This is a genomic window from Yeosuana aromativorans, assembly GCF_014646655.1.
Classification (GTDB): Bacteria; Bacteroidota; Bacteroidia; order Flavobacteriales; family Flavobacteriaceae; genus Yeosuana; species Yeosuana aromativorans.
Map to the genome: position 1 here is coordinate 311503 of NZ_BMNR01000004.1, position 19562 is coordinate 331064.

Consider the following 19562-nt stretch of genomic DNA (forward strand, 5'->3'; position numbering starts at 1 on the left):
ATATCACGGTTGTACATTTAAATAAAACGCTCCTTTAGACTTTAATTCTATTCTGCCAATTGTGTTTTCATCTATTGTTTCGCCGGGAAGGATTGTAAGTGTAAACACCATTTTAGTGGTATTTTTGAGTGCGGTTAAGGAATTACCTTCAAAAACCTCTACATGCTCTGTAACCACGTCACTGTTATCTGGTGAAGCGCTTGAAGAAAATGTGAACGTATGCTGCAATCGATCAAAATCATCAAGCATTTCTACTTGAACTTGAAAGCCTCTATTGATGGTATTGGTTGTTTGGAATAAAAATTCTGCCTTTTCTAGGTAATCAACGACAAACTGATCATTAAAAAAATCAATGTTAACTGAATCTTGAAGCACGGTTATCTCTGATCCATTTACCAGAAATCGGTTAGCTGGTTCGTCAATATACACCAAACTAGACTCAAAAACAGGCGTTAGCTGTATGTTATTAGCTTGATTGAAATCTACCTCTTTGGTACAAGATACCGTTACCAAAATAAAGACAAAAGCTATTATTAAATATTTAAAACCTTGCATGGACATTCTTTTGTAGAACGAAAATATTAATGACCTAGTATTTTACAGATATCTTTTAAGATGAATCAAATTATCAATTTGTTTGATATCGCTATCAACATTTTGATTGTTCACATTAAAAAATATGGTATCCATCCCAATATTATGGGCCCCTAGAATATCGGCCTCGTAATTATCGCCAATCATAACACTTTGGTTGACACTTGTTTTAGCTAAGTCAATAGCATAATTAAAAATTTGTGGATTTGGCTTTTTAACCCCAACCATTTCAGAATTGGTAACCGTTTTAAAATAATGGTCAATGTTTGATTGTGATAGTTTTTTATGTTGTACTTCCTTGAATCCATTGGTAATGATATGAAGATTGTATTTTAGTCTTAAATAATCCAATATTTCAATGGTATTCTCAAACAGGTGGTTAAATGTAGTTAGGTGCGTAATATAATCTTCAGATAATTTATAAATAACCTCTCTATCCAATTTGACATCAATTGCTAAAAAGGCATCATTAAGGCGTCCAAACCGTAAGGACTCCTTATCAATTTTCTCTTCCCTGTAGAGTTTCCAATAAGCCAAATTAATGGGTTCATAATGCCGCAAGAATTGTTGTGAATCCACATCCAAGGCATTTATCTTGAAAATTTTTTCAAAGGCCAAAGCAGAATTTTTATCAAAATCCCACAGTGTGTGATCCAAATCAAAAAAAACGTCTGTAATCGCTTTATTACTCATTAGCGGACTCTAAAATCATATTGAACAATTCCTTAAACCCTTTCCATCGTTCATCATCACTAAACGTATAGTTATGAAAAACGGGGACAAACTCGCCATTGACATTTTTCACTTCATTGATAACATCAGTCAAAACCCGCTTTTTGTCCAACAGTGATTTTGTTTTCAAGAGTGAATAATCCATGACATGGTAAGACCATATTTTTAAAGGGGTTTGCACTTCAAAATCCAGGTCATAAAATAAAAAGGGGGTGCAGCTACCGGCTCTAAAACCTATCTGGTTAACATAACCCATTGTATAATCTTCTTGTATTTCAAGTTCGATCAAACTTCTATAAGATTCCGGTAAATTCAGTTTTGAGAATGATTGCCTAGAAGCCGTTAATGAGGTGTTTATAATGGATTCCATTCTTAACTTTTCCCGTTTTAAAATAATGGGGTCGTGTATGGCAAAATAAGATGCTTTTAACCCTACTTTACAATAATCGGCCACTTGCTTGATAAGCGATACAAATTTCTTTTTATTGGGATTGATACCTTTATCATACGTAGAATAGGCGCCAATTAGAAAGAAGAACAGAAATTTATGCTTGGTTTGTTTTTGCTTATTGATAATATATTTAAACGTATCATAAGGATCATGTTTAAAACCAAAAACAACCATAAACCTATCATACAACCTTTTAAGTTTTAACTCACTTAGATCTTTTATAATACCTCCGAAACTTCGCAATAGTCCTTTTAGCCTGAAGGTGTAAGCACTGGGGACATCAATGATTGGTCTGATACTATACGTTCTTGGTGGAAACTCAAAATCAGGGTATTGTTTTTGAAGCTTTTCCTTAAACTTATATGCCCAAATATCAACAACGGGCTGATGCAAAAAGCCATTTTTAAAAGCAATACTCTCAGTTGCTGAAAACCTGCCATATTCATCATTAACGTGTGGCAAGTACTCTTCATAACGTGACAGCAAATAAAAAGATGCCGCAAAAATATCAAACGGAATACTGCTTTTATCACCATTATAAAAGAAACACTTGGTGTTTTCCCAATCATGGACATTAATCTCAACGTCTGACAGGCCTTGTTCAAATAAAATATCATGGCTTTTTACAAAAAACTCACTCCCCAATTGCTGCTTGGCGTATGACATTTTCATACTGTCGTGTGCGATAAACTCTTCAACGGTAGTTGTAAAAGACACCTCAATACCCAAAACCCTGGTACAGATATGTTTAAAAACATATTTTAATCTAGGCGATATTTTATGGGTATAAACTAATAGCATTATAGAAGGTTTTCGTCCGCAAAACTAAAGTATGCCTTTTCGGTAACAATTACATGGTCTAAAACTTTTATATCCAAATTTTCTGAAGCCAATTTTAATTTATTGGTAATTTGTTTATCGGCCTCACTAGGCTTTAAGGTTCCTGAAGGATGATTATGTGCAAGTATCAATCCTGTAGCCCCAACTTCTAAGGCATGTTTTAAAACCAGTCTAACATCAACCAAAGTCCCTGTAATACCGCCTTTACTCAATTGGTTTTTAAGAATGACCTTATTGGAATTGTTCAAATAAATAATCCAAAATTCTTCGTGCTGCAGTTCGCCTATAATAGGCTGCATTAATTCAAAAACCGAAGTGCTTGAGGTAATTTTCTTTTTTTGAAGGGCATCTTCTCCTCTGCGTCGTCTTCCCAACTCTAAAGCCGCCACGATACTTATGGCCTTGGCTTCACCTATTCCTTTAAAATCCATGAGCTGTTTTATGGAAAGTTTGCCCAATTCACTTAAATTATTGTCAACACTTGATAAAATACGCTTGCATAAATCCACTGCGCTTTCATCTCTGTTACCAGAACCTATTAGAATGGCCACCAATTCCGCATCGCTCAAAGCCGCTTTACCCTTGTATAGTAATTTTTCTCTGGGTTGGTCGTCTTGTGACCAATTTTTAATGGAAAACGAGGTGGGTTTTTCTTGCATGGCTTAAAGATAAATATTGTAATTTTATAAATCAACAATCACCAATTTAAAATAACCAACAACTTGAATTATCCGCAAAAACACCACCAGGACAACAACATATCCCATATGGTTGAAGTCATCAAAACCTATCCGTTAGCTACGGTTATCTCTGTAGTTAACAATAGGCCTTTTATAACCCATTTACCGCTAATTTATAGAGAAGAAAACTGCAAACTCATTGGCCATATTGATATATACAATCCGCAGGCCGAATTGTTAAAGGAAGACCATGAGGTGACCATTATTTTTTCAGGACCGCAATGTTATATCTCTCCAAGTATTTATGCCACTACACAACTGCCCACTTGGAACTATATAAAAGTACATTTAAAAGGAACCGTGAAAGCCATAGAAAGTAAAGAAGCCTTAAAGGAATCGCTGATTACAATGACGGTTTTTTTGGAACAACCCGACCACAACTATGTTTTAGAACCAGATAATCCAATAATGGCCAGGAATTTAGATTACATTAAAATGTTTGAAATCACCATAACCCATTGGGAAGGAAAATTTAAACTGTCGCAAGACAAAAAACCACAGGATATGGCCAATGCCAGAGCAGAACTTGTTAGAGCCAATCAAGAAAGTATTCGCAAGTTTTTGGATAGAATATTCTAGCTTATCGCGTTTTGTTTTTAAGCATGTTTAAGTACATAGTTTCTACTTTGGTTCTTGCCCAAGGTGTGCGTCTTAAAAACTTTAAACTGGATTTTATTGATGGGTTGTCGGTAAAACATTTTATTTTAATGGTATGCCCCATATATTCCCAACCATAATAAGCCTCTAAATCAGTTATGATTTTTTCCAGGGTAATTCCGTGAAGTGGGTTATTAGGTTGCGTTTCCATCAATGATAGCCGTTAATTTCTTCGCTTATTATGTTGACGCCTGGGATTATTACCACTGGAATTTCTTGGATTTGAATTACGCCTAGGAGCATTTCTGCTTGGTCGTTGCTGTCTTTTTTCAGGTTCTGTGGATGCATTCGGGTCTGGCTCAAAACCTTCAATAATATCACTTTCAATTCTAAAACCAAGCAATTTTTCAATATCACGTAAGTAGCTGGTTTCATCAGCACTCACTAAAGAAATAGCCTCTCCACTAGCTCCTGCCCTACCTGTTCTTCCAATTCTATGCACATAATCCTCTGAAATATTAGGGATTTCAAAATTTATCACATGCGGAAGCAATGGAATATCCAATCCACGTGCGGCAATATCGGTCGCTACCAACACACGAACACTTCCATTTTTAAATCCTGCCAAAGCTTTGGTTCTGGCTCCCTGGCTTTTGTTTCCGTGAATGGCAGCTGCAGAAACATTGGCACTTATTAAATTTTTACATAATTTATTGGCCCCGTGTTTGGTTCGAGTAAACATAAGCACTTGTTTCCAATTGCCTTCTGAAATCAATTTTATGGCCAATCCCGTTTTCTTGCCTTTGGCTACACGATATATTTTTTGGTTAATGGCATCGACCGTAGAATTTTCGGGTGTAGCTTCAACCATTACAGGATGCCTCAAAATACCTTGAGCCAATTTCTTGATATCATGTGAAAACGTTGCTGAAAACATCAGATTTTGTCGTTTTGCTGGCACCATTTTTATAATGCGTTCAATATCCCGTAAAAAGCCCATGTCCAACATCCGGTCGGCTTCATCCAAAACTAAAATCTCAATATTAGCAAGTGATAATACCTTTTGATTGCACAAATCGAGCAAACGTCCAGGGGTAGCCACTAATACATCAACACCTTGACGTAAATGGGTAACTTGGGGATTTTGATTAACACCTCCAAAAATAACTGCAGAACGTAAGTCTACAAACTCGCTATATTCCTTTACGTTGGCATATACCTGTGCTGCTAATTCGCGCGTTGGCGTTAATATCAAGGCACGCACAGGACGTTGCCTTAAGGTTTGCCCTTGTGAAAGCAATTGTAAGAGAGGTAATGTAAACCCTGCTGTTTTTCCAGTACCTGTCTGTGCCGAGGCTAGGACATCTTTACCTTCTAAAATAGGTGGAATGGCTTTTTCTTGAATGGGACTTGGGGTTGTATATCCCTTTTTGCTAATAGCTTTTAGCAAGGCTTGGGACAAGCCCAATGAGTTAAATGACATATAAATTGTTTGTAAATGACAATCTATTTTTTAGCGTCATTTTTATTAAGGTGCAAAGATACGTTTATTTATCAGACATTCGCTATTCGTTTTAATTTGTGTAAAATTGACTAACTTAGTTTTGCATTTGATATAAAAGCCATCAAATTGCACCTTTATTAAATATGACCATTTCTAAACAAAAAATTGGATTGCTGTTGGGACCCTTAGCGTTCATGCTAATTATACTTTTCTTTCATCCCAAAGGGCTTAATCATGCCGCTAATGCGGTATTGGCATCTGCTATTTGGATTGCTATTTGGTGGATTACTGAAGCGCTACCCATTGCTGCTACAGCTTTATTACCAATTATTTTATTTCCGTTAGCTGGCGGAATGGGTTTAAGTGAGACCACCGCTTCTTATGGTCATAAATATGTATTTCTTTATATAGGTGGTTTTATTTTGGCCATAGCCATAGAAAAATGGCGATTGCATAGACGAATTGCTTTAACCATTATTAATATTGTCGGGTCCAACGTCATTAATATCATTCTCGGTTTTATGATTGCCACCGCATTTCTATCCATGTGGATATCCAATACAGCGACATCTGTTATGATACTTCCCGTTGGCATGGCCATTGTTTCCCAATTACGGGATAACCCTGATACTATTGAGAATGAAAATTTAATATTTGGAAAAGCCCTCATGCTTTCCATTGCCTATAGTGCATCCATCGGCGGTATGGCAACCCTTATAGGAACACCTCCAAATTTAGTTTTGGCCGGAATTATAAAACAAACCTATAATGTAGAAATTACATTTTCACAATGGTTTATGTTTGGCTTTCCTATTTCAGTCATATTATTGGTGATCTGCTGGATATATTTAACACGTTTTGCATTCAAGTTTAAACAACGGGCCTTCCCTGGCGGACGAGACGAAATCAGAAAACAATTAAAGTTATTGGGCAACATTTCCTATGAGGAAAAAACAGTATTTCTGGTTTTTCTATTGACCGCTTTTGCTTGGATTACCAGATCGTTTTTAATCAAACGGTTTATTCCCGAAATTGATGATACCATTATAGCCATTTTCTTTGCACTGCTTTTATTCATACTGCCTGCCAAGGAAAAAGGCGTGAAAATCATGACTTGGGATAATGCCGTAAAGCTGCCTTGGGGAATTGTTTTGTTGTTTGGTGGCGGCATGGCACTGGCTCTTGGTTTTGAAACAAGCGGATTGGCCGTTTGGATTGGTAGCCAAATGACTTCTTTGAGTTCCGTATCACTATTTGTATTGTTATTGATTTTAGTTGCTTCTGTGAATTTTTTAACCGAGATAACCTCAAATTTAGCTACAACAGCCATGTTGTTACCTGTGCTTATTTCATTGGCAACCGCTGTTGGTGTGCATCCGTACTTTTTATTGGTTGGGGCTACCCTGGCCGCTTCATGTGCCTTTATGCTACCGGTTGCTACACCACCCAATGCCGTGGTTTTTGGGTCTGGTTATTTAAAAATAGAAGATATGGCAAAAAAGGGATTTGCCATGAACATTATATCAATCATAATCATAACGCTATTTGTATATTACATACTTCCCTTTTTATGGGAATTGAACTAAAATCCAATTTTATGGATTGAAAAGAGACATTCAAAAAAACGCACGATACTGCATCACTCTAAAATCAAAAGTAGTAAAGTTGGGATTGCTATTTTTTAATTGCTGATACAATGGCATACTGCCAATAGCTCTGTTTGCTGAACCTGAAGCTGATGTTAAGGAGACTGTCTTTATGGTTCTTGAATTTAATTCGAATTGATGGATACGTGGAATATTATTTGAAACAACTTCCAGTTTAATATTATAATCCTTAATGTGTTTTATGAAAAAATATTCGGGACCATTTTTACTGTTTCCGCCTGTAAACAATAGCGTATCAATTGTTGGATGTTGTTTTAAATAGCCTATCAAATTCCGAAGTTTTATGTTTTGCATCCCTAAATCTGAAGCGTCAATTTTGTCACGCTCACAGCTCTCAACAATATCACAAACACCTATTTTGTGGTCAATTAAAAACTGTTGACGTTGTTCAACAGCTTCTTCCGAATTGTCATATCGCAAGTTTAAATTATGGATTGTATCAATATATAGCCACAGTGAATTGTAATAGCTTCCGTAACAAAAATCAACATCTTTTTCCAAAAGCGTTCCAGTTGAAAACCTTGGTGGCGGCAAAGTGCCCACTATTAACTTTGTAGTGTCTTCCATAATAAATGGTGGATATGGATGCTGATGTTTGAACATAAACTACTTGGATTTCATTTTGAATTTTTGTACTTTTTTCATTCAAAAAATATACAACTTATTATGGGAAAAGGCGATAAAAAAACAAAACGAGGCAAAATCCACAGAGGCACTTATGGTACTAGAAGACCACGTATTAAAAAGAAACGATCGGTAGAAAACAAAATTGATATTGATAACAAGGCAAAGGTAAAATAACCCTGTCATAACAAGAATAAACTACAAGCTACTTCTAAGTTTTTCAACCTCGGCAATGGTATGTCTGTAAATTCGTTTGTTCTGTTGCGTCATGTGCTGTGACTCATTATGAATATCATCCAGGATTGTTTTGGCTTCTTGAATTTTGTTTCTGTCTATTAAAAACTTAGCCAGCACAAAACGCTCATCGTAAAACGAAAAGCGGATATTTATTTCTTTTAAATTGGCTTCGGCCTCTTCTATCCTGCCCTTTTTTTCTAAAGCCAAGCCGTACAAAAATTGCGAACTTGTTTTTTTAAATTCTGAATGATTCTTTATTTTTTCAGCATATAAAATAACATTGTCATAATCCTCAATGGCAAAATAAGCTTTTACAAGCTGTTCAATAACATAAAAGTCATTTTGAAAATTTCCTTCAAGGGCACTTAAATAGTGTGGAATGGCTTTTTCAAAATCTTTAATTTTTACATAGGCATCTGCTAAGTCAACTTTATTTTGATAGGTTTCAGAAAATTGAAGTTTCTTTTCTAAATCTTTAATCTTTTTGGTTGGGTTGACAATAGACACCACATTTTCTTGAATGGCATCAACATCACGCTTGTTGTAAACATTTATAATTAAATAAATAATACAACCAATCAAAGGGATAAATAATATAACAAACACCCAATAGAACTGATTTCTATGTTTAAACAGATGGTATAAACAATAGGCTTGAAGGGCAATAATTAAGTAATAATACATTAGGTGTTGTTAATGGGTTTAAAATATTACCAAAAGTAGGCATTATCTAATAAACACCAATTCGGTATCACTGGACATCGGCTCACTATAGTTATACCCTTCATAATTAAACCCTTTTAAATCATCTAATGTATTGGCATTGGTATCGATAATGTAACGCGCCATTAAGCCTCGTGCTTCTTTAGCAAAAAAGGAAATGATTTTATAGTCGCCGTTTTTAAAATCCTTAAACGTGGCTGTGATAACAGGAACTTTCAAAGTCTTTACATCAATAGCCTTAAAATATTCATTACTGGCCAAATTCAAAAACAGCTCATCTTTTTCAAGTTCTTGGTTTAACGCATTTGTAATGGTTTTTTGCCAAAAAGCATACAGATTTTTGTGCTTTCCTACGGGCAATTTGGTTCCCATCTCCAAACGATATGGCTGAATTAAATCGGTAGGCCTTAACAACCCGTATAACCCAGAAATGATTCTTACGGTATTGTTTAGTTTATCTAATTTTTCTGTGGGAATGGTATAAGCATCCAAACCTCTATACACATCGCCGCTAAAGGCATAAATGGCTTGTCTGGCATTGTCTGTTGTGAAAGGCAATTGCCACGCTTGATTGCGCTGGTAATTCAATTGGCCCAATGCATCGGATATGTTCATGAGTTTTGATAAACTCTTTGCCGATTTCTTTTTAAGCAATTTATTAATACGCTCAGATTCTTTTAAAAACTGGGCTTCGGTTACTGCTGCATTTGGTATTTGAGATTCAAAATCAAGCGATTTTGCTGGGGATAACACTAACTTCATAGATCTTTTTTTGAGGTATCTAAATTACGATATTTCTTTTATTTTGCCATTCTCAAAACTAAAGTTATAATCGCCTTTAATTATAAAATCTGATGTAAAGGCTTCTTCCATGGTTGGGAAATAGGTTTTCTTATTTTTATCAACCATAATAAACAAGCCTTCATCATTTCCCAAGGCACAAAACCTATCAAAATCGCCATCAAACACATTAATTGGGTTTATGCTATTTATGGTTTCAAATAAAGGTTCAATATGGTCTGTAACCATAGCTATTTCACTAATAGACAGAATGGTGTTTGGGTTAAAAGCCGTATCACTTTCTATATTGATACGCTCTCTGGCAATAAACTCCAAAATGTTATGGTCTGTATCATAAAAATAAACAGACTTGGCTTTCCAACCATTAAAATCAACAATAGGCTCACCTTCAAAAGGCAATATTTCAATTCGTTGCTTTAACCAAATAAGGGCATCATAAATAGCGTTAGAAGGAATATTAAATGCCAAATGTGCCGGTTTTGTTTGTGGTTTACATTGAAATATTAAGGTGCTTTTTCCCGTTTTAAAACTTATTTTTTCAGGCGTATCAAGAATCTGTTCAAAATTTAAAACCTGTTTGTAAAACTGTTTTTGCTTTTGAATATCACTGGTAAATAATGTGATTTCCTGAATTGTCATCACCCAAAATTACACAAGAAATTCTTTTAATTCTGATTGTTTAAACTGATTTATTTTATGTTAGAATAAATGGATTTTATTGACATTCTTTAAATTGATTTTGTCAAAAAAAAGAACAACTTCGTTCAAAGTTAGATACAAACCATTAAAACGGATTGATATGATATTAGTTCGGCACAATGTAACAAAGCCATTATATCTTCGTCTTCCATAAACAAGCCAATCATTAAAGCAATATGCTAGAAAAATCATCGGAACGAAAAGAAACGTGGAAAACAATCATTTTGTTTCTTGTATTAGTTGTTATTCTCACTTCTCCTTTTCATTATGCCATAGTAAATTTATATCCTTCACGAATATATGTTGGAGCAATAATGTGGTGTCCTGCAATAGCAGCAATCATTACCTTAAAAATAAAGGGTCGTAAAGTTTCATCTCTGAATTGGAATTGGGGAAAGTGGAAATACATCCGATTATCTTATATAATTCCTGCTTTATATGGATTAATCACTTATTTACTGATTTGGATTTTAGGATTTGGAGATATAGCTAATAAAGAAGCTATCACATATTGGGGAAAAGAACTTGGATTGTTTGGAATAGGAACATTAAATCCAACGGCAATAACAATCATAGCTATTATTTTGTTAGGTACAATAGAAGTGATAAGAGCCTCAGCAACAACTTTAGGAGAAGAAATTGGGTGGAGAGGTTTTTTTATCTATGAATTGAGAAAGGTACTTTCATTTACTGGAGTATCTATTTTTAGTGGATTCATTTGGGCTGCTTGGCATTGGCCACTGCTGGTATATTACAGTAACAATATGCTATTAGAATTTACCACTTTCTTTATCGTAATTATTTCTATGTCATTTATTATGACATACTACACTTTTAAATCTAAAAGTCTTTGGCCAGCAGTTATTTTTCACGCAGTGAGCAATGTGTATATTCAAAAAATAATGCCTCCCCTAACTATGAACATTGAAGGAACTGAACATTGGCTTGGTGAAAACGGAATTATGTTTGCAATTGTTACATGCGTCTTTGGAATTTACTTTTGGAGAAAAGCTATTAATGAAAAGTTTTAAATCATACACAAGACCATTAAAACAGATCTCAAAAAATCACTCTTCCAACTCTTGATGCTTTGAATAGCTTCGCCATTTCTCAATGCATAGTTGCATATCCTCAGGAATTTCAGAAGTAAATTGCATGAACTTTCCCGTTTTTGGGTGCGTAAAGCCCAATGTTTTGGCATGTAAGGCTTGACGAGGCAACACTTTAAAACAATTGTCCACAAACTGTTTGTACTTGGTAAAGGTGGTACCTTTTAATATTTTATCGCCTCCATAACGTTCATCATTGAACAAGGTGTGGCCTATGTGTTTCATGTGCACCCGTATTTGGTGTGTACGTCCGGTTTCCAGTTTACAAGACAACAACGTTACATATCCCAAACGCTCCAAAACCTTGTAATGGGTAATGGCTGGTTTCCCTTTATCGGCTTCGTCCCCAAAAAAAACAGTGTTTTGTAATCTGTTTTTTGGATGGCGTCCAATATTTCCTTCAATGTTGCCTTCATCATCTTCCATATTACCCCAAACCAACGCCACATACTCGCGCTCACTGGTCTTTTCTGCAAATTGCAATGACAAGTTGGTCATGGCCTGCTCGGTTTTGGCAATCACTAAAAGCCCACTGGTATCTTTATCTATTCTATGGACCAATCCTGGGCGCTCACTAGAGTTATTGGGCAAATTATCAAACCTGTAAATAAGCGCGTTGATTAAAGTCCCAGAATAATTACCATGTCCGGGATGCACTACCATGCCCGCCGGTTTGTTAATGACCAAAAGTGTATCATCTTCGTAAACCACATCTAGAGGAATATCTTCACCAACCAACAAGTTTTCATATGGTGGATGCGCAAACAATACCCTGATGGCATCAAAAGGTTTGACTTTATAATTGGATTTTACAGGAATGTTATTGACAAAAATACTGCCGTTTTTGGCCCCAGCCTGAATTTTGTTCCGGGTGGCATTTTCAATCCGGTTCATCAAATATTTATCAATACGAAGTGGTGACTGCCCTTTTTCTACTGTAAAGGCATAATGCTCATAAAGATCATCATTTTCGTCTTCGGGCACATTAAGTTCTGTGTTGTCCATGTTTAATTTGGTCTGTTTCCGTTGCCAAGAACCAAATCTATTTTTGATGTTTTGGGCAACATATCGCCTGGCTTGATTTCTTTCCCTTCAAACATCATTTTTAGCACCATGTCCTTTCCAATATTATCAACATAAGTCAGTTTTCCTAAATTGAATCCTATGGCCTCAAGCGTTGGTTTTGCCTGTCTTAAAGTACGTTCTTTTAAATCGGGCACCGGTATTTTTCTGTAACCAGAAGGATTGAGCGTTAAATAAATCTTTCGGTCTTCCTTAACTTTTGCGCCCGGTATAGGATCTTGTTCTATAATTGAAAACTTGGGATATTTAGGATTGAAATTTGCTGAATCCTGTATTTCCATAACCAAATGGTTCTGCTCTAGTTCTATTTTGGCTACATCAATAGACTTGCCCGTTAAATTGGGAACGGTTTCAAATTCTCCGTGATTGGTGGTTATATTCAACCATTTTAAAAGGATAAAACACAACACCACTAAGGCTACAACGGCTAACAGAACTTGTTTAAAAAACGTTTTACTGGTAAGAAATTTAATTAGGCTCATGACTGGTCAAAATATTTAACAAAACTAAACAAATTTATGTTTCTATCATTTAAATCGTTTAATTTCTGTTTTTGATATGTACGTTTTACAAAACCAAATTGGTTGTATTAATTTATAATTATTTGCTCGTTCTGCTATCTTTTGGAACAAATAAATGATATTTTTACAAAACGATTGATTGTGGTATATATTTTAATTAAGCCTGTATTGAACACATGAAAAAAAACATAGCTATTATTATGGGAGGCTATTCCAGTGAATATGAAATATCCCTAAAAAGCGGAAACGTGGTATATGATACTCTAGACCCATCAAAATATACTCCTTACAGAATTCATATTTTTAAAGATAAATGGGTTTATGTTGACGCCAATAATGTTGAATTTCCAATAGACAAAAACGATTTTTCAGTTACGGTAAACAATGCTAAAATCACGTTTGATTGTGTGTTTAATGCTATTCACGGTTCTCCAGGAGAAGATGGTTTTATGCAGGGTTATTTTAAATTATTGAACATTCCCCATACCAGTTGCGGCATGTACCAAGCCAGTTTAACCTTTAACAAGCGTGATTGTTTAAGTGTGTTAAAACCTTATGGCATTAAAACGGCTGAATCGTTTTATGTGAATTTGGGCGATGCCATTAACGAAGATGAAATTATCAACAAAGTAGGATTGCCTTGTTTTGTGAAAGCCAACAAGGCCGGAAGCAGTTTTGGCATTTCAAAAGTGTATAAAAAGGAAGACTTACTGAAAGCTATTGATGTTGCTTTTAAGGAAGATGATGAAATTATCATTGAATCGTTTTTGGATGGCACCGAAGTGTCTGTTGGTGTGATAACCTATAAAGGTAAAACCAAAGTGTTACCTATTACCGAAATAGTAAGCAACAATGATTTTTTTGACTATAAAGCAAAATACCTAGGTGAATCGCAAGAAATAACTCCCGCCAGATTGACCAAAGAACAAGAACGCAAGGTAAACCAAGTAGCCAAGCAAGTTTACGACGTTTTAAAAATGACCGGATTTTCAAGAAGCGAGTTTATTTTTAAAGATGGTGACCCGCATTTATTAGAAGTGAATTCGGTACCGGGATTGACCCGTGAAAGCATATTACCACAACAGGCCGCTTGTGCTGGAATTAGCCTAAGTGCGTTATTTGATAATGCTATTGAAGAAGCTTTGAATAAAAAATCGTAATTTTAAGTTATGAAGAAAGCACTTTTTCCAGGATCATTTGATCCGCTGACATTGGGGCACTACGATATCATACAACGTGGCGTGGCATTATTTGATGAAGTGATTGTGGCCATTGGAATCAATTCCGAAAAAAATTATATGTTCTCTTTAGAACAGCGCAAACAATTTATTGAAGATGCCTTTAAGAACGAACCCAAAGTAAAAGTGGTTACTTATGAAGGCTTGACCGTTCAATTTTGTATGGATTTAAACGTGCCTTTTATATTACGTGGCCTTCGCAATCCGGCCGATTTTGAGTTTGAAAAAGCCATTGCCCACACTAACCGAAAACTCTCAGAAATTGAAACCGTATTTTTGCTGACCTCCGCAAGGACTTCCTTTATAAGTTCCAGTATTGTGCGGGATGTAATAAGAAACAATGGCGATTACACCAAATTGGTTCCTGATAGCGTAAGAGTAAAATGATTTAAAAACATAAATATGAAAAAATTATCAGTTTATTACATCCTCATATTTGCACCAATTTTCCTAATTATTTGGTTAGTCAAAGTTGATATCATAAACTCTTTGACATTTGTACTATTGCTTTTCTTCTACGCTTTTATTTACAGAACTTATTTAGACGGATATCGCCTTGCCCAGAAGAATATCATTCCTAAAAAAGACATTTGGAAGATAATAATTCCTGGTACTCGTCTTCAATATTTTAAAGAGTTATACCTAAAATAAAACTTTCTTTTTTAAAGTTTATACTCTGCCAATCCTTTGGTAAACGCTTCCGGGTTTTCGGCCAAATGATATCGTGGATCATCAACAGCCTCAACAATCACTTCCCTAAATTTAGGATTGGATTTGTACAATAGCACTTTACAGTCCTCACTTAAGTGTTTTAATTTTATTGATTTGCCTTCTGCCTCATATTTGTTCACCAAATTAAAAATGGCTTCAATGGCAGAATGGTCACTCACACGTGATTCCACAAAATCTATTTCAACATTTTGAGGATCATTTTTCACATCAAACTTATCATTAAAAGCAATGATAGACCCAAAGAACAACGGTCCCCAGATTTCATAAACCTTCGTGCCATCTTCGCGCATCCGCTTACGCGCCCTGATACGTTTGGCATTTTCCCAAGAAAATACCAAGGCACTCATAATCACCCCAGATATGACCGCGATGGCCAAATCAAAAATAATGGTCAAGGCTGATACAGAGACCAAAACAATGACATCACTCAACGGGATTTTATTCAAAATTCTAAAGCTACTCCACGCAAACGTACCAATAACAACCATAAACATCACGCCAACCAATGCTGCAATAGGCACTTTTTCAATCAACCCAGAAGCAAACAAAATAAATGTCAATAAAGCCAATGCTGCTGTTATTCCAGAAAGTCTGCCTCTACCGCCTCCTTTTATGTTAATCAATGACTGGCCAATCATAGCACAACCGCCCATACCACCAAATAATCCGGTGATGATGTTGGCACCTCCTTGAGCGAGACATTCCCGATTGGTATCGCCTCGTGTTTCAGTTAGTTCATCAACCAAATTTAAGGTCATTAAAGATTCAATCAATCCTACAGCAGCTAATATCAATGCATAAGGCCCAATAAACCATAAGGTTTTCAAGTTAAAAGGCACCTTATTGAAAATATCCCATTGAAAATGCGGTAATCCGCCTTTAAGTCCTTCTCCGCCTCCATCTTTTATAAAACTTCCAACAGTAGCCACATCCAATTTCCCAAAGATAACAATGGCAGACACGACTAAAATAGCCATTAAAGCTTCTGGTAATTTTTTAGTGAGTTTAGGCAATAAAAACATAATGCCCATGGTCAAAAGAACAAGTCCAATCATGGTGTAAAGTTGGGTTCCATGCATCCAAACAAAATCAGTGCCGTCAAAAACCTTGAACATTTTTAACTGGGCTAAAAATATGACAATAGCCAAGCCATTAACAAATCCCATCATCACAGGATGCGGAATCAGTCTCACAAATTTCCCCAGCTTGAAAAATCCTGCGAGCATTTGTATAATTCCCATTAAAATAACAGTTGCAAACAAGTAGTACAACCCAAGGTTTTCACCTTCGGCACCCATGGCATTTCCTTCGGCAACCAAAGCCACCATGACCACTGCCAATGCGCCTGTTGCACCACTGATCATACCCGGCCTACCACCAAAAACAGAGGTGATTAAACCAATCATAAAGGCAGCATATAAGCCAACCAATGGATCTACCCCTGCTACAAATGCAAAAGCAACGGCTTCTGGCACTAGCGCTAGAGCAACCGTAAGTCCACTTAAAATATCGTTTTTGGCGTTGGCCGTTTGCTTTCTGATGAATTCTGTCATGGCAATTTTTTGAAGGTGCAAATTTACAGTTTATGTAACGATGGGCAAGGCGCAACCATTTTAATTGAATAAATTACCACTAAAACGTTTGAAATTGAGCGATTTGCTCATTATTAAATTGAATTTTTCAGTATCAGCTTTAAGATACTCAAATTAAAGCCTTGATATTAGCATAGGAGTTTTCAAGGGCCTCTTTGGTTTGTTCTTTATTGAGCCATTCTACTTTTGTGATGCCTTCTTCTACTTGGGCGTACAAATTTCCATTAAAAGTAGAGGTCATTTCAAACCAATAGGTAACTTTTATTTTATAGCGACCGTTCCGTTTAAAAATATGGTAGGTGGTATCCAATGGCTTAACAATCTCTAAACCGCTTACACCAGTTTCTTCGGTAACTTCCCTAATGGCGGTTTCCTCTATGGTTTCTTTACCTTCTGTTTTGCCTTTGGGTAAATCCCATTTATCATTTCTGTAAATAAATAAAATATCGCCTTTTTCATTGTAAACTTTTCCGCCACCTGCTATTACATTTGGTAATTTCTTTAAAAACTTTTTAAGTAATTTATCCTTGTTTTTATGGATGAGGCGCGCTTCTTTTATAGAAGTTGTATTCAACTCTTTGATGACTTTTCCTATATTTACTGTATTAAGTAAATAATTCTTAAAATTGGTTTCTTGCTCAACGTTTGTTGTTAAAATGATTGGTTTGTCGTTGACAAAAACTTTATACATACTTTGCGTTTAACCATTAGTATGTGGTAAAAATATCATTTTTCATTACAAATCAGCAATTGTTGAAAAAAATATTTTTATTGATAATCAAGCTGAACAAAAAACCAAATTTATATGTAATTTTGCTATCATGATTTTTAACAAAGAAATTGCCAGGCAAACAGCCGAGGTTTTATTGCAGGTAAATGCCATAAAATTAAGTCCGAAAGAGCCCTTCACTTGGGCATCTGGCTGGAAATCCCCTATTTATTGTGACAATCGCATCATCTTATCATTTCCACCCATTAGAAACTACATTAGGGAAACCATGGGAAAGGAAATTGAAAAGCTATATGGCAAACCCGATGTGATTGCGGGTGTTGCCACAGGAGCCATTGGTATTGGCATGTTGGTTGCAGAATACTTGGGACTGCCATTTATTTATGTAAGACCTGAAGCAAAAGGACATGGCAGAAAAAATCAAATTGAAGGATTTGTAGAAGCTGGGCAGAATGTAGTGGTGGTTGAAGATTTGATAAGTACAGGCAAGAGTAGTTTAAATGCCGTAAAAGCCCTGAAAGAAGCCCACTTGCACGTCAAGGGCATGGTGGCTATTTTTACCTATGGGTTTGATGTAGCGTTTGAAAATTTTAAAAAAGAAAACATAACACTGCATACCTTAAGCAATTATGACAGCTTGCTTGAACAAGCATTGGAAACCAATTATATCTCTCAAAAAGACTTAGCCACACTTTCGGTTTGGAACTCAAATCCTAGTGAGTGGAATGCCAAATAAAAATTAAATTATTATGAATTTAGAATCCCCAAAAATAAATGTTGACAAATCTCCTCAAGCGGTGTTTGACTTTTTATCCAATGTCAAAAACTTTGAATCACTTATGCCAGAAAACATAAGTAAATTTGAATTGCTTGAAGATGATACCTTTTTGTTTGCCCTCAAAGGCATGCCCGAAATCATTCTCAAAAAAAAGGAAGTTGTTCCCCCAAATAAAATTGTACTTGGTGCCGCTGGCGGAAAGTTAGACTTCTCTTTAACTGGTGACATTACAGAAACTGGCGAAAACAGTAGCGAGGTACAATTAACGTTTAACGGTGATTTTAACCCCATGATGGCTATGATGATTAAAGGCCCCATCAGTAAATTTATTGAAACACTGGCCACAAGCATTCCTAAATCCATTTAATACAAAAGGGTAATATCTTTTAAATCAAATTCTTTAACAATATTATCTTCCAACAATACTTGGAGATTACCTGATACCGATACGTTTTTAATAAACCCAGAAAAAACTGTTCCTTCAGTATCTTGAAAAGTAGAAGGTTTATCTTTTCTAAAAAGATAGGTTTCATATTCGTCTTTTAAAATATCGTGCTTATCCTTTTTTAAAAGTTTTAAATACTCTTTTAAATGCTTTAAAACAATATGTAAAACCTCATCCAGATTAAAGGTTTTACCTGTTAATATTTTAAGTGAGGATGCTCTTGGTAAATCTATAAATTCGGTTTGGTTGATATTAAGCCCAATGCCAATAATTGACGCTTTTAAACTGCTTTGTTTTATGACGTTTTCAATTAAAATGCCACAAATTTTCTTGTCCTCTGACAAAATGTCGTTAGGCCATTTTATGCTTAATTTGGGTATTGAAAAACTCTGTAATGCCTTGATTAATGCCAATGAAGTAACCATACTAATGTAAAAAGCATGCTCAATATGTAACTCCGAAACATCCTTAAACACACTAAAAGTCAAGTTTTTAGAACTTTCAGAATTCCAAACCGTACCCATTTGACCTCGTCCGTGGGTTTGGTGTTTTGCAACAACCGTGGTGAAGTCTTCAACACCATCTTCAGTACTAAGCTTTCTTAAGTAACTGTTTGTAGAATTGATGGCATTAAGTTTGATTATACGCATTAGAAGTTATTTATTATATTGCTATAGAATCTTATGATTAAATTAAAGTATAAAGAACTAAAAAAATAATAACTTTGCACAAAATTTAAATCAAATTAATGGCGAAAGAAAATATAAGCGCAGACCAACTAATATCTGTAATAATAAATGGCATAGAAGATGTTAAAGGAAATGAAATTAATATTCTTGATTTAAGGGAGATTGAAAATACGGTTTGTGATTACTTTATAATTTGTGAAGGAACTTCAAATACACAAGTTAATGCCATTGTAAAATCCATACAAAAAAAAGTAAGTAAAGAACTTAAAGATCATCCTTGGCACGTAGAAGGTGAAGATAATGCCGAATGGGTCTTAATAGATTATGTAAACGTTGTGGTGCATGTATTCCAAAAACACATCAGACAATATTACGATATTGAAAGCCTTTGGGGAGATGCAAAAACAACTGTAATAGAAACTAGTTACTAAAAAAG

Annotated in this window: 24 protein-coding genes; 9 read left to right on the forward strand and 15 right to left on the reverse strand. The window is 35.4% G+C overall.

What is annotated here, in order from left to right; all coding sequences use genetic code 11:
* Positions 1 to 3 precede the first annotated feature (3 nt).
* The 4 genes from IEW94_RS10575 to radC are packed head-to-tail and all read right to left on the reverse strand — an operon-like array spanning position 4 to position 3276.
* Entirely contained in the window at positions 4 to 555 is a 552-nt protein-coding gene (locus IEW94_RS10575; RefSeq protein ID WP_188652757.1) for a hypothetical protein, read from the reverse strand.
* 42 nt (positions 556 to 597) lie between these two features.
* The gene (locus tag IEW94_RS10580; protein ID WP_188652759.1) at positions 598 to 1287 is read right to left on the reverse strand and encodes a YjjG family noncanonical pyrimidine nucleotidase; all 690 of its coding nucleotides are present in this window, start codon (positions 1285 to 1287) and stop codon (positions 598 to 600) included.
* The gene (locus tag IEW94_RS10585) at positions 1280 to 2578 is read right to left on the reverse strand and encodes a polysaccharide deacetylase family protein (RefSeq protein WP_188652761.1); all 1299 of its coding nucleotides are present in this window, start codon (positions 2576 to 2578) and stop codon (positions 1280 to 1282) included. Before IEW94_RS10585 ends, IEW94_RS10580 begins: the two co-directional genes overlap by 8 nt.
* Complete coding sequence (gene radC / locus IEW94_RS10590) at positions 2578 to 3276, reverse strand: RadC family protein (RefSeq protein ID WP_188652763.1); 699 nt, start codon at positions 3274 to 3276, stop codon at positions 2578 to 2580. Before radC ends, IEW94_RS10585 begins: the two co-directional genes overlap by 1 nt.
* Positions 3277 to 3339: 63 nt before the next feature.
* Here radC and IEW94_RS10595 point away from each other — a divergent pair, with 63 nt between their 5' ends.
* Entirely contained in the window at positions 3340 to 3936 is a 597-nt protein-coding gene (locus IEW94_RS10595) for an FMN-binding negative transcriptional regulator (protein ID WP_188652765.1), read from the forward strand.
* A 1-nt stretch (position 3937) separates the two neighbouring features.
* On the opposite strand, the gene IEW94_RS10600 is transcribed toward IEW94_RS10595, so the two are convergent.
* Both IEW94_RS10600 and IEW94_RS10605 read right to left on the reverse strand, forming a co-directional pair.
* Positions 3938 to 4165, reverse strand: coding sequence for a VF530 family protein (locus IEW94_RS10600; RefSeq protein WP_188652767.1), 228 nt, complete (start codon positions 4163 to 4165; stop codon positions 3938 to 3940).
* Positions 4166 to 4177: 12 nt separating this feature from the next.
* Positions 4178 to 5437, reverse strand: coding sequence for a DEAD/DEAH box helicase (locus IEW94_RS10605; protein ID WP_188652769.1), 1260 nt, complete (start codon positions 5435 to 5437; stop codon positions 4178 to 4180).
* A 164-nt stretch (positions 5438 to 5601) separates the two neighbouring features.
* Here IEW94_RS10605 and IEW94_RS10610 point away from each other — a divergent pair, with 164 nt between their 5' ends.
* Entirely contained in the window at positions 5602 to 7044 is a 1443-nt protein-coding gene (locus IEW94_RS10610) for an SLC13 family permease (protein WP_188652770.1), read from the forward strand.
* A gap of 30 nt (positions 7045 to 7074) precedes the next feature.
* Here IEW94_RS10610 and IEW94_RS10615 read toward each other — a convergent pair whose 3' ends face one another.
* Positions 7075 to 7728 (reverse strand): uracil-DNA glycosylase family protein, encoded by a 654-nt coding sequence (locus IEW94_RS10615; RefSeq protein WP_188652772.1) that lies wholly within the window; start codon positions 7726 to 7728, stop codon positions 7075 to 7077.
* 63 nt (positions 7729 to 7791) lie between these two features.
* Here IEW94_RS10615 and IEW94_RS10620 point away from each other — a divergent pair, with 63 nt between their 5' ends.
* Positions 7792 to 7926, forward strand: coding sequence for a 30S ribosomal protein THX (locus tag IEW94_RS10620; RefSeq protein WP_188652774.1), 135 nt, complete (start codon positions 7792 to 7794; stop codon positions 7924 to 7926).
* Between the two features lie 21 nt (positions 7927 to 7947).
* Here IEW94_RS10620 and IEW94_RS10625 read toward each other — a convergent pair whose 3' ends face one another.
* The 3 genes from IEW94_RS10625 to IEW94_RS10635 are packed head-to-tail and all read right to left on the reverse strand — an operon-like array spanning position 7948 to position 10149.
* Positions 7948 to 8670, reverse strand: coding sequence for a hypothetical protein (locus IEW94_RS10625; RefSeq protein WP_188652776.1), 723 nt, complete (start codon positions 8668 to 8670; stop codon positions 7948 to 7950).
* Between the two features lie 42 nt (positions 8671 to 8712).
* Entirely contained in the window at positions 8713 to 9471 is a 759-nt protein-coding gene (gene yaaA / locus IEW94_RS10630; protein WP_188652777.1) for a peroxide stress protein YaaA, read from the reverse strand.
* Between the two features lie 24 nt (positions 9472 to 9495).
* Positions 9496 to 10149, reverse strand: a complete 654-nt coding sequence (locus IEW94_RS10635; protein WP_188652779.1) for a VOC family protein — start codon at positions 10147 to 10149, stop codon at positions 9496 to 9498.
* Between the two features lie 236 nt (positions 10150 to 10385).
* Between IEW94_RS10635 and IEW94_RS10640 the strand changes: the two genes are divergently transcribed.
* Positions 10386 to 11240, forward strand: a complete 855-nt coding sequence (locus tag IEW94_RS10640; RefSeq protein WP_188652781.1) for a CPBP family intramembrane glutamic endopeptidase — start codon at positions 10386 to 10388, stop codon at positions 11238 to 11240.
* A 36-nt stretch (positions 11241 to 11276) separates the two neighbouring features.
* Here the strand turns inward: IEW94_RS10640 and IEW94_RS10645 are convergent, their stop codons facing one another.
* Both IEW94_RS10645 and IEW94_RS10650 read right to left on the reverse strand, forming a co-directional pair.
* Positions 11277 to 12323 carry an RluA family pseudouridine synthase gene (locus IEW94_RS10645; protein ID WP_188652783.1) on the reverse strand — a complete coding sequence of 349 codons (1047 nt, stop codon included), beginning with the start codon at positions 12321 to 12323 and terminating at the stop codon, positions 11277 to 11279.
* A gap of 2 nt (positions 12324 to 12325) precedes the next feature.
* Positions 12326 to 12883 carry a PASTA domain-containing protein gene (locus IEW94_RS10650; protein ID WP_188652785.1) on the reverse strand — a complete coding sequence of 186 codons (558 nt, stop codon included), beginning with the start codon at positions 12881 to 12883 and terminating at the stop codon, positions 12326 to 12328.
* Between the two features lie 215 nt (positions 12884 to 13098).
* On the opposite strand from IEW94_RS10650, the gene IEW94_RS10655 reads away from it, so the two are divergent.
* Positions 13099 to 14082 carry a D-alanine--D-alanine ligase gene (locus IEW94_RS10655; RefSeq protein ID WP_188652787.1) on the forward strand — a complete coding sequence of 328 codons (984 nt, stop codon included), beginning with the start codon at positions 13099 to 13101 and terminating at the stop codon, positions 14080 to 14082.
* A gap of 9 nt (positions 14083 to 14091) precedes the next feature.
* Complete coding sequence (gene coaD, locus IEW94_RS10660) at positions 14092 to 14547, forward strand: pantetheine-phosphate adenylyltransferase (protein ID WP_188652789.1); 456 nt, start codon at positions 14092 to 14094, stop codon at positions 14545 to 14547.
* 275 nt (positions 14548 to 14822) lie between these two features.
* On the opposite strand, the gene IEW94_RS10665 is transcribed toward coaD, so the two are convergent.
* Together IEW94_RS10665 and IEW94_RS10670 are read right to left on the reverse strand one after the other, a co-directional pair.
* Positions 14823 to 16445 carry a SulP family inorganic anion transporter gene (locus IEW94_RS10665; RefSeq protein ID WP_188652791.1) on the reverse strand — a complete coding sequence of 541 codons (1623 nt, stop codon included), beginning with the start codon at positions 16443 to 16445 and terminating at the stop codon, positions 14823 to 14825.
* A 148-nt stretch (positions 16446 to 16593) separates the two neighbouring features.
* Positions 16594 to 17175 carry an NUDIX hydrolase gene (locus tag IEW94_RS10670; protein ID WP_188652793.1) on the reverse strand — a complete coding sequence of 194 codons (582 nt, stop codon included), beginning with the start codon at positions 17173 to 17175 and terminating at the stop codon, positions 16594 to 16596.
* A gap of 130 nt (positions 17176 to 17305) precedes the next feature.
* Here IEW94_RS10670 and pyrE point away from each other — a divergent pair, with 130 nt between their 5' ends.
* The gene (pyrE, locus tag IEW94_RS10675) at positions 17306 to 17950 is read left to right on the forward strand and encodes an orotate phosphoribosyltransferase (protein ID WP_188652795.1); all 645 of its coding nucleotides are present in this window, start codon (positions 17306 to 17308) and stop codon (positions 17948 to 17950) included.
* A 13-nt stretch (positions 17951 to 17963) separates the two neighbouring features.
* Complete coding sequence (locus IEW94_RS10680; protein ID WP_188652797.1) at positions 17964 to 18359, forward strand: SRPBCC family protein; 396 nt, start codon at positions 17964 to 17966, stop codon at positions 18357 to 18359.
* On the opposite strand, the gene IEW94_RS10685 is transcribed toward IEW94_RS10680, so the two are convergent.
* Positions 18356 to 19087 (reverse strand): biotin--[acetyl-CoA-carboxylase] ligase, encoded by a 732-nt coding sequence (locus tag IEW94_RS10685; RefSeq protein ID WP_188652798.1) that lies wholly within the window; start codon positions 19085 to 19087, stop codon positions 18356 to 18358. The genes IEW94_RS10680 and IEW94_RS10685 overlap by 4 nt on opposite strands.
* Positions 19088 to 19185: 98 nt before the next feature.
* Between IEW94_RS10685 and rsfS the strand changes: the two genes are divergently transcribed.
* The gene (rsfS, locus tag IEW94_RS10690) at positions 19186 to 19557 is read left to right on the forward strand and encodes a ribosome silencing factor (RefSeq protein WP_188652800.1); all 372 of its coding nucleotides are present in this window, start codon (positions 19186 to 19188) and stop codon (positions 19555 to 19557) included.
* Positions 19558 to 19562 lie beyond the last annotated feature (5 nt).